This window comes from Amycolatopsis sacchari, assembly GCF_900114035.1.
Lineage (GTDB): Bacteria > Actinomycetota > Actinomycetes > Mycobacteriales > Pseudonocardiaceae > Amycolatopsis_E > Amycolatopsis_E sacchari.
Map to the genome: position 1 here is coordinate 12,738 of NZ_FORP01000021.1, position 13,680 is coordinate 26,417.

The 13,680-nt window shown below is 72.1% G+C and carries 10 protein-coding genes; 3 read left to right on the forward strand and 7 right to left on the reverse strand.

The genetic code is table 11. The annotated features are described in order from the left end of the window. Positions 1 to 38 precede the first annotated feature (38 nt). From BMZ92_RS27530 to BMZ92_RS27540, 3 genes are read left to right on the forward strand one after another with little or no spacing between them, the layout of a single operon-like run. Positions 39 to 1,019, forward strand: coding sequence for a mechanosensitive ion channel family protein (locus tag BMZ92_RS27530; RefSeq protein ID WP_091513337.1), 981 nt, complete (start codon positions 39 to 41; stop codon positions 1,017 to 1,019). A gap of 5 nt (positions 1,020 to 1,024) precedes the next feature. Then, positions 1,025 to 1,408 carry a globin gene (locus BMZ92_RS27535; protein ID WP_091513338.1) on the forward strand — a complete coding sequence of 128 codons (384 nt, stop codon included), beginning with the start codon at positions 1,025 to 1,027 and terminating at the stop codon, positions 1,406 to 1,408. Then, the gene (locus tag BMZ92_RS27540) at positions 1,408 to 2,790 is read left to right on the forward strand and encodes a carboxylesterase/lipase family protein (RefSeq protein ID WP_091513341.1); all 1,383 of its coding nucleotides are present in this window, start codon (positions 1,408 to 1,410) and stop codon (positions 2,788 to 2,790) included. Before BMZ92_RS27535 ends, BMZ92_RS27540 begins: the two co-directional genes overlap by 1 nt. 86 nt (positions 2,791 to 2,876) lie before the next feature. On the opposite strand, the gene BMZ92_RS37560 is transcribed toward BMZ92_RS27540, so the two are convergent. The 7 genes from BMZ92_RS37560 to BMZ92_RS27565 form a co-directional block, all read right to left on the reverse strand. Beyond that, positions 2,877 to 3,014 carry a hypothetical protein gene (locus BMZ92_RS37560; protein ID WP_177228889.1) on the reverse strand — a complete coding sequence of 46 codons (138 nt, stop codon included), beginning with the start codon at positions 3,012 to 3,014 and terminating at the stop codon, positions 2,877 to 2,879. Then, positions 3,011 to 3,181, reverse strand: coding sequence for a hypothetical protein (locus tag BMZ92_RS37565; protein ID WP_177228890.1), 171 nt, complete (start codon positions 3,179 to 3,181; stop codon positions 3,011 to 3,013). Before BMZ92_RS37565 ends, BMZ92_RS37560 begins: the two co-directional genes overlap by 4 nt. A gap of 106 nt (positions 3,182 to 3,287) precedes the next feature. Next, positions 3,288 to 3,911 carry a class I SAM-dependent methyltransferase gene (locus BMZ92_RS27545; protein WP_218153563.1) on the reverse strand — a complete coding sequence of 208 codons (624 nt, stop codon included), beginning with the start codon at positions 3,909 to 3,911 and terminating at the stop codon, positions 3,288 to 3,290. Between the two features lie 12 nt (positions 3,912 to 3,923). After that, complete coding sequence (locus BMZ92_RS27550) at positions 3,924 to 4,583, reverse strand: DUF8010 domain-containing protein (RefSeq protein WP_091513342.1); 660 nt, start codon at positions 4,581 to 4,583, stop codon at positions 3,924 to 3,926. Then, entirely contained in the window at positions 4,576 to 4,989 is a 414-nt protein-coding gene (locus tag BMZ92_RS27555; protein ID WP_177228896.1) for an acyl-CoA thioesterase, read from the reverse strand. Before BMZ92_RS27555 ends, BMZ92_RS27550 begins: the two co-directional genes overlap by 8 nt. 15 nt (positions 4,990 to 5,004) lie before the next feature. Then, a complete protein-coding gene (locus tag BMZ92_RS27560) occupies positions 5,005 to 9,966 on the reverse strand; it encodes an NAD-glutamate dehydrogenase (protein WP_091513348.1) in 4,962 nt (1,653 codons plus the stop codon). Positions 9,967 to 10,754: 788 nt separating this feature from the next. Further along, entirely contained in the window at positions 10,755 to 13,646 is a 2,892-nt protein-coding gene (locus BMZ92_RS27565; RefSeq protein WP_245783283.1) for a hypothetical protein, read from the reverse strand. Positions 13,647 to 13,680: the final 34 nt, after the last annotated feature.

Consider the following 13,680-nt stretch of genomic DNA (forward strand, 5'->3'; position numbering starts at 1 on the left):
TCACGTGAACGAGGGCGGTCCAGGCTAGGAAGGGCCCCGTGAACCCGCTGCTGACCGAGACCCCGCAGTGCGTGACCGACAAGGGCACCTGGTGTTACCAGGTGTTCCAGCTGACCCACAACGAGTGGCTGGCGGCGTCGGCGGGCTGGCTGATCGCCAAGCCGATCAAGATCCTGCTCATCCTCGCCGTCGCGGTGCTGATCCGGTTCCTGCTGCGCAAGCTCATCGACCGGGTCACCGAGATCCCGCGCGGCAACGGCCGTCGCCTGCCCGCGCTGCTGCGCCCCCTGCGTGAGCGCGCGCCCGACCTGCTCGGTCCCGTGGTGCTGGAGCGGCGGCGGCAGCGGGCGAAGACCATCGGCTCGGTGCTCAAGTCGCTGACGTCGTTCGTGGTGTTCGGGCTCGCGTTCATCCAGATCCTCGGCGAGCTGGGCATCAACCTGGGGCCGATCATCGCGTCGGCCGGGATCGTCGGTGTCGCGCTGGGCTTCGGGGCGCAGAACCTGGTCAAGGACTTCCTGTCCGGCATGTTCATGATGCTGGAGGACCAGTACGGCGTCGGGGACGTGATCGACATCGGCCCGGCCAGCGGCACCGTCGAGTCCGTCGGGCTGCGCATCACGACGCTGCGGGACATGAAGGGCACCGTCTGGTACGTCCGCAACGGCGAGGTGCTGCGGGTCGGCAACTCCAGCCAGGGCTACGCGAACGCGGTCGTCGACGTGCCGCTGAGCTACACCGCGGACGTCGACCGCGCCGTCGACGTGCTGACGGCGAGCGTGACCGCGGCTGTCGCGGAGGAGCCGCTGTCGGAGGACGTGCTGGAGCCGCCGGAGGTGCTGGGCGTGGAGAGCGTCACACCGGAGGGCATCACGATCCGCGTGACGGCGAAGGTGCGGCCCGGCAAGCAGTGGTCGGTGCAGCGCGCGCTGCGGGCCCGCGTGATCGCGGGACTGGAGGAGGCGGGCTTCGAACCGCCCATGGGCCGGTTCGTGGGTCCGGCGAACGCGGCACAATAGGAGTCGTGTCCGAACCCCAGTCCTTCTACGAGGCCGTCGGCGGCGAGCCGACCTTCCGCAAGATCGTCGCCCGCTTCTACGCCGAGGTGGCGGACGACGAGGTGCTGCGGCCGCTCTACCCCGAGGAGGACCTCGGGCCGGCGGAGGAGCGCCTGCGGCTGTTCCTCATGCAGTACTGGGGCGGCCCGCACACCTACTCCGAGCAGCGTGGTCACCCCCGGCTGCGGATGCGGCACGCGCCGTTCAAGGTCGGCCCGCTGGAGCGTGACGCGTGGCTCCGCGCGATGCGGATCGCGGTGGACGAGGCCGACCTGCCGCCGCACCTGGAGCAGCAGCTGTGGAACTACCTGGAGATGGCCGCCCACAGCATGCTGAACAGCTGGGACTGATGGCCCGCGTCTTCCGCGGCATCCCCTACGCGGCCCCGCCGGTCGGTGAGCTGCGGTTCGCGCCGCCCCAGCCGCCCGGTCCGTGGTCCGGCGAGGACGCCCCGGCCCCCTCTTCGCTGCAGCCCGACATCCTCGGCCGCGGGCTGACCGGCAGCGAGGACTGCCTGTACCTGAACGTGTACGCGCCCGAGGCGCCCGGGCCGCACCCGGTGCTGGTCTGGATCCACGGCGGTGGCGGGGTCACCGGTTCCCCGCACGACTACGACGGGACCAGGTTCGCCGAGCACGGCGTGGTCGTCGTGACGATCGCGTACCGGCTGGGCGCGCTGGGCCTGCTCTACCTGCCCGAGGTGTTCGGCGGTGGGAACTTCGCGTTGCTGGACCAGATCGCGGCCCTGCGCTGGGTGCGGGACCACATCGCGAAGTTCGGCGGTGACCCGGAGCGGGTGACGCTCGCCGGCGAGTCCAACGGCGGCCGCACGGTGGGCACCCTGCTGGCCGCCCCAGCCGCGCGCGGCCTGTTCCAGCAGGCGATCGTGCAGAGCGGCACCGGGGTCGGCTCGCTGGTGGACACGCCGGAAGCGGCGCGGCGCACGGCGGGCGAGTTGCTGGCGGAGCTGGACTTGACGCCGGAGACGGCCGGAAAGCTGCGGGAGCTGCCCGCCGAGCGGATCGTCGAAGCCCAGGTCCGCCGGTCGTCGAACCGGGTGCCGTACCGGGTGGTGGTGGACGGCGCGGAGCTGACGCGGCCGCCGCTGGACGCCGTCGCCGCGGGCAGTGCCGCCGAGGTGCGGCTGCTGATCGGGACGAACCACGACGAGGAGGACCTGTTCCGCGCGCTCGGCCAGTCCTCCGGCCCGCTCACGCTCGACCGGCGCGCGTACGACGGCGCGCTGGCCCACTACCGGGAGCGGTTCCCGGACCTGTCCGAGGACGAGCTGACCGCGCGCGTCACGACGGCGGCCGACTGGTGGTTGCCGGCGATCCGCTTCGCCGAGGCGCAGCACGCGGCCGGTGGCGAGGTGTGGATGTACCGGCTGGACTGGCGGAGCGGGGTGCGGGGCATGGGCGCCTGCCACGGCCTCGACGTACCCCTGGTCTTCGACGATCTGGACAACCCGTTCTTCCGGCTGTTCCTCGGCCGCGACACCGCCCGGGCGCGACCCATCACCACCACCATGCACGACGCGTGGGTCCGCTTCGTCCACGGCGAGCCGTCCTGGCCGCGCTACACCCCGTCGACCCGCACCACGATGTTGTTCGACACCGTCAGCACCCCAGTCGACGACCCCGATCGGGACGAACGGCTGTTGTGGGATTATCCGCAGGCGGCATCCCACTTCGGCGAGAACGGCGCACGCCTCCATGACGAAGACTCGTAGGTCTCGGACGTGAACTCGGGCGTCAGCGGCATTGGCTGGGCAGGCGGCCCCGAGAACGTCATCAAGAACGTCACGGACCGAAGCCTCTAGCCCGCCTCACAGAGCCGCAACGCGCTTTTCCGCAGCACGACCTTCGCCTCGTCGGCGGTGCTGCGGCCTGCGGCAGCTGGGGCGGCCGCGGTGCGGCCGAGTTCGAGAATCACGGCGGCGAGCCAGGCGCTCATCGCCGGTGCGGGTCGCTGCCGTCGACTCGGAGGCTCCGGTTCAGGGCGGGGTCCAACAGCAGCGGGTACCGGCGGGGGAGCTGCCAGCTGAGGCCGAAGAACCGGCTGATCGCGTCGGCCGCCGGGTCGTCGCCCGGGCAGCGGTACCGCGCGGTCGACGAGGCCACGCGGGTGCTCCGGGCAGCTGCTGATCGTCGCCCCCTGATCGGTGGTCAAGGAACCCCGGCGAGGCCACGGTGCGCCCGCTCGGTCCCGAGTACCGCGGTCACGTCCTCAGCTCCGCCTGATCGTCGCGAGCCAGGCCGGTGCGCCGTTCTCGTCGTGGAAGGTCGTCCGCACCCGTTCCGGCACGATGGCGGCCACGGTCCACCCCACCCCGAACGCCGCGGTGAGGTCCTCCCGGCTGACCGGGTGCGGGCCGGTGTCCGTGCCCTCGTCGCTGAAGCACAGCACGTACAGCGTGCCCCCGTGCTCCGTCGCCGTCGCCGTCGCCAGGCTCGCCGCGTACTCCCGCCGCTCGTCGCTGTCGAAGGTGTGGAACAACCCGCAGTCGAGCACGGTGTCGAACCGGCGCCCCAGCCGATCGAGCCGGAGCGCGTCCGCCTCCACGAACTCCGCTGCCAGCCGCCGGTCCGCGGCCTTCTGCCGGGCCATCGCCAGCGCCGTCCCGGCCACGTCGAAGCCCAGCACCGGCAGCCCCAGCGAGGCGAGGTGCAGTGCGTTTTCCCCGGTGCCACAACCGGCGTCGAGCACGGAGCCGGTGAACCCGCCCCCGGCCGCCAGGCGCACCACCGTGGGCTGCGGGCCGCCGATGTCCCACGGCGCCGGTTCGTCCCTCTGGTAGGACGCGTCCCAGTGCTGTCCGGTCATCCGCTCGTGGCTGGTCGGCTTCCGCATCCCGGGCTCCTCTCAGAACAGCAAGGGCAACAACGCCTGGCGTCGCCGCAAGACCGCTCCATAACGGCCGTCGAGGCGGAGCCACGAGCTTGTCGCGGTCACCCGCACCACGTCCTCTTCGATCGACGAATCGACAAAACCCATGCCGGACAACGCGAACAGGCAGCGCATCGGGATCTTGACCTCGATGCCGTCCCCACTGACGGTGAGCACCGTCTGGTCCATCAGCGACGCGGGCGGCGTGCCGTGCGGGCCGACGTGCTCCCGCGCGAGCCCGACGCCGCGGTCGGTCAGCTCGCCGATCACGCGCACCGGCACGTCGTCGACGTGCTGCCACTGCCCGCCGGCGGGCAGTTCGGCGTGCCACAGCAGGTCCCGCGCCGGGCCGGGGTCCATCCGCTCCCCCGGCGCGACGGTGAGCGCGGCGAGCAGTTCGTTGCCGGACACCGTCACGTCACGCGGAGTGCTCTGCCCGGAGACGGCGCGGGTCGCGAGCACCTCGAACGGCGTCGCGACCCACGCTTCCACGACCTCCTCGCCGCGGTTGCGCAGCCGCACCGCGCACTGCCCGTCCAGCCGGACCGCGCGGGCGACGAACGCGCTGAGCGTCTCGCGGTCCGCGCTGTCCGCGATGCGCAGCTCGGTGGCCGTGCCCCGGACGCTGTCAGTCATCGGTCCCCTCCGCCAGCCTGTCGCGCAGGAACTTACGTTCCTCGTCCGTGAACCGGCGCGGCCGCCCCGTCGCCACGTCGTAGGGCGCGAGCACGGTGTCCGCGACGACCGCGACGGGATCCGCCTCGGAAGGTCCACTGTGGACCCGGTAGTCGAGGGTGGCCGAGGCGAACCTCAGCTCCCGCAAGGAAACCTCGACGCGGATCTCCTGCCCGGCGACCACGATCGGCACCTTGTAGTGCACGGACAGCTTCACCACGACCATACCCTTGGCGAACTCCGCGAGCCCGGCTTCGCCCGCCTCGCCGAACAACAGCGGGACCCGGGCCTCTTCGAGCAGCGTCACCATCCGCGCGTGGTTCACGTGCCCGAACACGTCCATGTCCGACCAGCGCGGCCGGACCATCGCCACGTACACCCGCTACCTCACCGTGCTCCGCAGCTGGCGCGCCGCCACCGACAGCGTCGCCAGGTCCAGCCTGCCCGAACGGCCGATCTCGTCCAGCGCGACCCGCGCCCGCGACAGCCGCGACGCGTTCGCCTTCTCCCACTGGGCGATCTTCTCCTCGGTGGAGTCCTCGGGGTCGCTGTGCCGCAACGCGTCCAGCGTGATCGCCCGCAGGGACGAGTACACGTCGTCACGCAGCGAGAGCCGCGCGAGCGCGTGCCAGCGGTTGCCGCGTTCGAGCGCGCTGATCGAGGTCAGCAGCTGGTCGACGTTGAGGTGCGCCGACAGCGCGTAGTACAGCTGCGCGGTTTCCAGCGGGCTGCGCTCGGCGTCGACCCTGGCCTCCCGCTCCGCCAGCTCGGTGACCTCGATGACGTCCAGCAGCCCGTAGGAGTCCAGCAGCACCGCGACGCGGTCCGCCAGCTCCGTCGGCACGCCCTCGCCGCAGAACCGCTTGGTGCGCTCGGCGACGGTCTCCGCCTCCCGGCCGCCCAGCATCTCGCGGACCTTCGGCGCGAGCTTCGCGACGTTGTCGCCGAAGCGGCTCATCTCCGCGCCGACCGCGATCGGCTGCGGGCGGTTCGCCAGGAACCAGCGGGCCGCGCGGTCGAGCAACCGCCGCGACTCCAGCATCATCGCGTCGGTGATGCGGGTGTCCACGACGTTGTCGAGCGCGTGGATCGCGCTCCACAGGGAGTCCAACTCGTAGACGCGCGTGACCACCGTGTACGCGCGCACGGCGTCGGTGGCGGTCGCGTTCATCTCCTCGGCGAGGCGGAACGCGTACGTGATCCCCGCGCCGTCGACGACCTCGTTGACGAGCATCGTGCTGATGATCTGCCTGCGCAGCGGGTGCTCGGCGATGGCGTCGGAGAACCGCTCCCGCAACGGCTTCGGGAAGTACTCCGGCAGCCGCCGCGCGAACACCTCCGCGTCGGGCAGCTCGCTGGCCAGCAGCTCGTCCTTCAGGTCGAGCTTGACGTGCGCGAGCAGCGTCGCCAGCTCCGGGGAGGTCAGGCCGCGGCCCGCCTTCTCCAGCTCGCGGAACTGGGCCTTCGTCGGCAGCGACTCCAGCTCCCGGTCCAGCGCGCCCGCGGCCTCCAGCGCCGCGACCTGCCGCTCGTGCACGCTCACCATGCCCGGAGCGTGCGCCCGGCTCACGCCGAGCACCGAGTTCTGGTGGTAGTTGTCGGCCAGCACGAGCTCGGCGACCTCGTCGGTCATCTCGTGCAGCAGGCTGTTGCGCTGCTCGCGGTCCAGCTGCCCCGCCGCGACCAGGTGGTCGAGGAAGATCTTGATGTTGACCTCGTGGTCCGAGCAGTCCACGCCGGCCGAGTTGTCCAGCGCGTCGGTGTTGATCTTGCCGCCCGTGCGGGCGAACTCGATGCGGCCGCGCTGGGTCAGCCCGAGGTTGCCGCCCTCGCCGACGACCTTCACCCGCAGGTCCTTGCCGTTGACGCGGACGGCGTCGTTGGCCTTGTCGCCCGCGTCGGCGTGCGTCTCGTCCTCGGCCTTGACGTAGGTGCCGATACCGCCGTTCCACAGCAGGTCCACCGGGGCGAGCAGGATCGCCTTGATCAGCTCCGCCGGGGACAGGTGCGTGACGTCCTCGGCGAGACCGAGCGCGCGGCGCACCTGCGGCGTGATCGCGATCGTCTTGGCGCTGCGCGAGTAGATCCCGCCGCCCTCGCTGATCAGGGAACGGTCGTAGTCCTCCCACGACGAGCGCGGCAGCGCGAACAACCGCTTGCGCTCGGCGAACGACGTCTTCGCGTCCGGGTCGGGGTCCAGGAAGATGTGCAGGTGGTTGAAGGCGGCCACCAGCCGGATGTGCTCCGAGAGCAGCATCCCGTTGCCGAACACGTCGCCCGCCATGTCACCGATGCCGACGACCGTGAAGTCCTGCCGCTGCGTGTCCACGCCCAGCTCGCGGAAGTGCCGCTTGACGCTCTCCCACGCGCCGCGCGCGGTGATGCCCATGGCCTTGTGGTCGTAGCCCACGGAACCACCGGAGGCGAAGGCGTCACCGAGCCAGAAGCCGTAGCTCGCCGACACCTCGTTGGCGATGTCGGAGAACGTCGCGGTGCCCTTGTCCGCCGCGACCACCAGGTACGTGTCGTCGGCGTCGTAGCGCACCACGTCCTTCGCGGGCACCGTCCGGCCCTCGACGCGGTTGTCGGTCAGGTCCAGCAGGCCCGAGATGAACATGCGGTAGCAGGCGATGCCCTCGGTCAGCTGCGCGTCGCGGTCCACGCCGGGGTCGCCCGTCGGCGCCGGCGGGCGCTTGACGACGAACCCGCCCTTCGCGCCGACCGGCACGATGACCGCGTTCTTCACGGCCTGCGCCTTGACCAGGCCCAGGATCTCCGTGCGGAAGTCCTCACGCCGGTCCGACCAGCGCAGCCCACCGCGGGCGACGGCGCCGAACCGCAGGTGCACACCCTCGACGCGCGGCGAGTACACGAAGATCTCGAACCGCGGGCGCGGCTCGGGCAGGTCCGGCACGCTCTGCGGGTCGAGCTTGATCGCCAGGAACGGGCGCGGGTTCCCGTCGTCGTCGGTCACCCTGTAGTTGGTGCGCAGGGTCGCGCAGATGACCGCGAGCAGGCGCCGCAGGATGCGGTCCTGGTCGAGGCTCGTCACCCCGTCGATCATCGAGGTGATCTCGTCGACGAGGGTCTGGGACTGCGCGTCGGACTCCGGGTCGGTCGCCAGGTCGAAGCGGTGCTCGAACAGTTCGAGCAGCTTGGTGGCGATGTCCGTGTGCGCCAGCACGGCGTCCTCGATGTACTCCTGCGAGTACGGCGTGCGGGCCTGGCGGAGGTAGCGCGCGTAGGCCCGCAGCACGGACGCCTGCCGCCAGGTCAGCCCCGCGCGCAGGACCAGCGAGTTGTAGCCGTCGATCTCGCAGTCACCGCGCCAGGCGGCGGCGAACGCGTCCTGGAAGCGGACCCGCAGGTCCTGCTCGTCCTGCTCGGTGAGGTCGTCGAGCGCCTGCTGCCGGATGCGCAGGCCGAAGTCGTAGATCCACGAGCGGGTGCCGTCCTCGCGGCGCAGCTCGTACGGCCGCTCGTCCACGACCTCGACACCCATGCGCTGCAGCACGGGCAGCACGGCCGAGAGCGTGACGCCCTCGCCCAGCAGGTACAGCTTGAAGCGCCGCTCCCCCGGCTCGGCGTCCGCCGGCACGTAGAACGACATCGCCAGGTCCTGCTCGTCGCGCAGCGACTCCAGCCTGCGGAGGTCGGCCAGCGCGTCGACGGCGCTGAAGTCCTCCTTGTAGGCCTCGGGGAACACGCCCGCGTAACGCTGGCCCAGCTCGGTGGCGGACTCCTCGCCGACGGTCGTGGCCCGGCCGCCCTCACGCCGCTCGGCGAGGATCGCGTCGACCATCAGGTCGTCCCAGCTGCGCACGGCCGCGTTGAGGCGTTCCTGGATGCGCAGCGTGTCCGGTTCCAGCTGGCGGCTGGGGTCGGTGTGGACGATGAAGTGCACCTGGGCGAGCGCGGTCTCGCCGACGCGCGTGCCGTACTCGAGGTGGGTGCCTTCGAGTTCGGCGAGCAGGACTTCCTGCATCGCCAGGCGCGAACGGGTCGTGTAGCGGTCGCGCGGGAGGAAGACGAGGCACGAGTAGAAGCGGCCGTAGGGGTCGCGCCGCAGGAACAGCCGCAGCCGCCGCCGGTCGGACAGCGTGATCGCGCCGATCGCCGTGGAGTACAGCGAGTCCCGGTCGGCGGAGAACAGGTCGGCCCGCGGCCAGTTCTGCAGGACCTCCAGCATGCGCTGGCCGGAGAAGGACTCCATCGGGTAGCCGGCGCGGTGGATGACGTCGCGGACCTTGCGCGCGACGACGGGGATGTCGAGGACATCCTCGTGCAGGGCGCTGGTGGTGAACATGCCGAGGAAGCGGTGTTCGCCGGTGACCTGGCCGCGCTCGTCGAACGTCTTCACGCCGACGTAGTAGGGGTAGACGGGCCGGTGCACCGTGGAGGGGGCGCTGGCCTGGGTGAGGACGAGGAGCTCGGGCTTGAGGGCGTTGCCCGCCGTGTCAGGGCCGGCGGTGAGGCTACGGGCGGCGAGGTTGTCCTGCCGCAGCACGCCGAGTCCGGAGGCGAGGGAGGCGCGCAAGGCGGGTTCGTCGTCGCCGGGTTCGCCTTCGGTGACCTCGAAGCGGCGGTAGCCGAGGAAGGTGAAGTGACCGCGGGCGAGCCAGCGCAGCAGCGCGGCGCTCTCGGCGATCTCGTCGGCGGGCAGCGGCGGCGGGTTGTCGTCGAGTTCCCGGGCGACGTCGTTCGCGGCCTGCACCATCTTCTCGGTGTCCTCGACGACCTCGCGCACGTCGGCGAGGACGGAGGTCAGGCGGGTGTCCAGTTCCCGCGCCCGGGTGGGGTCGGTGATGCGGTCGACCTCGACGTACATCCACGATTCCGCGGCGGCGCCCTCGGGGGGCTGGGCGGCGTCGGCGGTGGGGTGGATTTCGAGGAGCTTGCCGGTGATGTCCCTGCTGACGACGACGATGGGGTGGACCAGCCGCTGGACCTGCAGCCCGTCGCGGGCGAGCTTGGCGGTGATCGAGTCGACCAGGTAGGGCATGTCATCGGTGACGATCTGCACGACGGTCGCGTCGCGGGTCCAGCCGTCTTCGGCGGTGGTGGGGTTGAACAGCCGGACGCCCGGTCTCCCGGGGACGCGCTGTTCGGCGAACTGGCAGTGCGACCGGACGGCGCCGACGAGGTCGACGGGGTCGTCGCCGAGGACTTCTTCGGCGGGCAGGTGGCGGTAGTAGAGGCGGATGAGGTCGGCGATGTCGGGTGCCTGCTGGGCGGCAGCTTCGATCAGCTCGTCCCGGATCTGCTCGGGGCTGGCCGGTCGCCGTTGAAGGGTCTCCCGCCCGGAGGCCACGCCGGGACGGGACGAAACACCGGTCGAACTCATTTCAGGCAACTCTCCACTGAGCCTTGATCACGCGATCACGCCGAACAGCCTCACCATAGTGCGACCTCGCGAACCCGTTTCGGCTATGGGGACGCACCGATCCCCGCCCCCGCTGCTAGGCCCTGGTGCCCTCCCCCACACGGGCGGGGGTGGCGAGGCGCGGGTGGGGCACATCACGCCCGCGGCGGGGTGGTGCCCGGCTCGGGCGCCCGGGCGCGGGGGTGCCCGGCTCGGGCCCGGGGGCGGCGGGAGTGCCCGGCTCGGGCGCCCGGGGCGGCGGCGGTGCGCGGCGCGGGCGCCCCTGGGCGGCGGGAGTGCCCGGCTCGGGTGCCGGGGGGCGGGGGGCGGCGGTGCCAGGCTCAAGGGCCGGGGCGGCGGGAGTGCCCGGCTCAGAGCCCGGGGTGGCGAGGGTCTGCGTCCCCTCGCGCCGGGGCGCGGGCGACTCCCGTCGTGGGGTGGGCGGCGGGCAACGGGCGATTGTGGCGCCCGATGGGCGACGTTCGAGTCTGGCGTCGTGGCTCAGGCAGCGCGCTTCCCCGGGGCAGTGGGCAGGCACCGGGCTTCACCAGGACCGTGGGCGGGCGCCAGGCGAGTCCGACGCCATGGCGTGGGCGGCGGGCGAGGCTGCCGCGATGAACCGCATCGCGCTTCCCCAGGTCTGTGAGGCGGGCGCCACGCACCCCCGTCAGGGCCACTCGCAGGCGCGGGATACCCATGCACAAGCCCCGCAACGATCTCCGCTTCAGAGCGGCCCGCGGGCCAGCGCCGCCGCTCCGCCCCGGATGTGCTCAGCGATCGCCGCGGTGACGGCCGTTCGGGGACTCGCCGTTGCGACTGTGACCGTTCACGGTGCGACGTTCGTCCGAGCCCTGGTTCCCCAGCCGCTTCACTAGGGCCGCCGCGCTCGAGGTGCCTGCCTGGTGCTCCGCCAGCGCGCGGGCGAGCAGGTCGGCGAGTCCGGCGTCCTCGGGGAGGTCGTCGTCCGGGAGCGGTGATCCGTTGTACTCGCTGCGGAAAGGCTCCCCGAGCCCGTCGTCCTCGAAGGCCGGGGTGCTCGTGAAGTGCGTCGAGGTGGAGGCCATGTCGTCGCCGAAGTCCTCGAACGGTTCCAGCGACGGCGGCAGCTTCAACCTCGGCAGCCACGGGTCGTTGACCACGACGGAGCGGTCCTCGACCTCCGGCTCCGCCGAAACCGGTGCCCCGGCATCGTCGGCGGAAGATCCGCGAGTCGAGTCTTCAGAAGCCTCAAGACGCGGCTCGTCCGGACGCTCGTGTCCCTCGTCCTCGGCGGCACCGTGACCGGAGTCCTCGGCCGTCCCGTGGCGCGGACGGTCGCTTGCACCGTGACGCGCGCTGCCCGAGGACTCTTCCTGAACATCCGGGGCGCCGGCGTGGCGAGCGTTCCCGTCCGTCGTGGATTTCCGCCCGTTCACGCCGAGCGCGACGTCCAGCTTGCTCTCCTGGGAGTCGTCTTCCCGTGCGGCCTCGGCAAGCTTCGACGCGGACGCAGATTCGTCGTCCTCGTTCGCCGCCCGTCGACGGCCGCCTCCGGACCCCGCGGAGATGCCGAGCCGGTCCAGTACCGACCGGGCGGCGACCGAACCGTGCTCGGCGTCGTGCCGGGTCGTCGCCTTGCGCTGCTCGTCGTCCACGACCTGGGCCGAAGCCGGTTCGGGCTCCTCGCGGAAGTCGGCGTCCGCGGCAGCCGTGGGCCGGTCGTCGGCGACGTCCTGTGCCGCACGGCTTTCCGATTCACGGTCGAGCACGAGCGACACCCGTGGCGTCGCGGGCTCGTCGGCAGGTGGCGGCGCGAGTGGCAGATCAGGAACGTCCGCCGAGTCGGCCGGGACCGGGGCGAGCCTGATCTCGGGGCGAGCGGCACGGCGCGCTTTGTCGTCCTCGGAACGGCTTTCGTCCGCCCGGCGGCGCTTCGGCAGCGCCTGCGTGCCACCCGCGGACTCGGTCACTGGCCGCGGTTCACCGATGCCAGCAGGATCAACACCGGCCAGCCGCTCAGCCGACGCTCCCTCAGCCGCCCGACGGCGCCCGCCCGTCGACTCGACGTCCACGCGCCGCTCTCCCGGAGCTCCCGTCGCGGCGCGCCGCCCGCTCTTCGGCTCAGCGTCCAGCTGTCGTTCTCCGACCGCGCCCGTGGCGGCCCGCCTGCCGGTGCCGCTCGACGAGGGCTCCTCGGCACGCCGCTTCCCGCCCGCTTCGGGCGCACGTGTGTCGCTTTCACTGCCGGCCGGAGTCAGATGCCGGGTCTCCGCCTGCTTTTCGTGCACCGGAGCGACGATGCGCGGGATGATCACCGTGTGCTCGGCGGCATCGGGCTCAGGTCGCGTGTGCCCGCCCTGCCGCCGACCCTGGTCGACGGCAGGATGAGCCACGACCTGCCCGTTCCGCCCGGCCCCGCCGTGCTCCACGTTCCGCCCCGTCCCGGCATTCTCCGCGTTCCGCCCCGGCGCGGCGTGCTCCGCGTCGGCGACCGCGTGCATGTCCACGGTGGGGCGCGTGTCGACGTCGCTTCCGGAGATCACGCGCAGCACGTCGTCGAGGTCCAGGGTCGCGTGCCCGCCGTTGCCGAACTCGCCGGCGAGCATCCCCATCGCCTGCCGCCGGGCACGCGCGTGCACGTGTTCGGCCGCCCGGCTGTGGTGCAGGCACTCGATCGCCTCGGACGCACGGCCCAGCCGTTCTTCGACGTGCGCCAGCTCCGCCCACAGCCGTGCGGTCAGCGCGGGCAGCCCGTGCCGGTCGGTGCTGTGCACGGCGTCGCGCAGCATGACGGCCGCCGCCTCCACCGAGCCCGCCGGCAGCAGCACGCGGGTCGCCACCGCCATCCGGAGCCAGCCCAGCGGCGCGACAGAGGCCGCCCGCTCGGGTTCCACGAGCACCGATTCCGCGATCTCGGCGGCGTTTTCCGTGTCACCACGGTCGAGCAGCGAGCAAACCAGTTGCAGGATCAACCGCACCCGCACGACACCGCCGTCGCAGCCCGGATCTTCGAGCTGCTCGAGCAACCCGAGCCCGGTGCGCGCCGCGTCGGCGGCCCCCATGATGTCCGCGTGCCGCCGCCGGTGCGCCGACATCGCGACGCGAACCAGCGCGCGGGCCAGCAACCGGTCGTCGCCGTCCAGGTCGTCGTCCGCGCCACAGAGCCGATCCGCCTCGGCGAGCGTCCGGTCCAGCTCGGGCTTGCGCCCGAACTGCGACAGGCAGCCGACCAACTGGCACAAAGCCGCCGCTTTGCTGACGCCGCCGACCTCCGCCATGTCCAGCACGGGTCGCAGCGCGGCCAGCCCGGTCAGGGGGACGCCGACGCTGCGAGCACAGAGCGCCAAGTCCGTGCGCAGGCCCGCGGCGAGCGCCGCCTCACCGGCGTCCTCCGCTGCCCGGAGCACGGCGACCGCGCGTCCGACGGTCCCGGCCCGCCAGCCGAGCCGCACCCTCGCCGACACGACGGAGCTTTCGGCTCGCACCCACAGCTCGTCCGATCCAGCGGTTTCGGCGAGCGACGCGGCTCGCTCGCCGAACACCACGGTCAGCTCCGGGGCTCGCAGACCGAGAACAGCAGCCTGCCGCAGCAGGTTCTCGATCGCTGGGTGCTCACCCGTACCGGCCGTGGTCCACCCCGCTGTCGCGGGCGGGCTGGATCGGATGTGCTTGATGGCTACCAATGGGGACTCCGCTTCAGTTCCGGCTCAAGCGTGC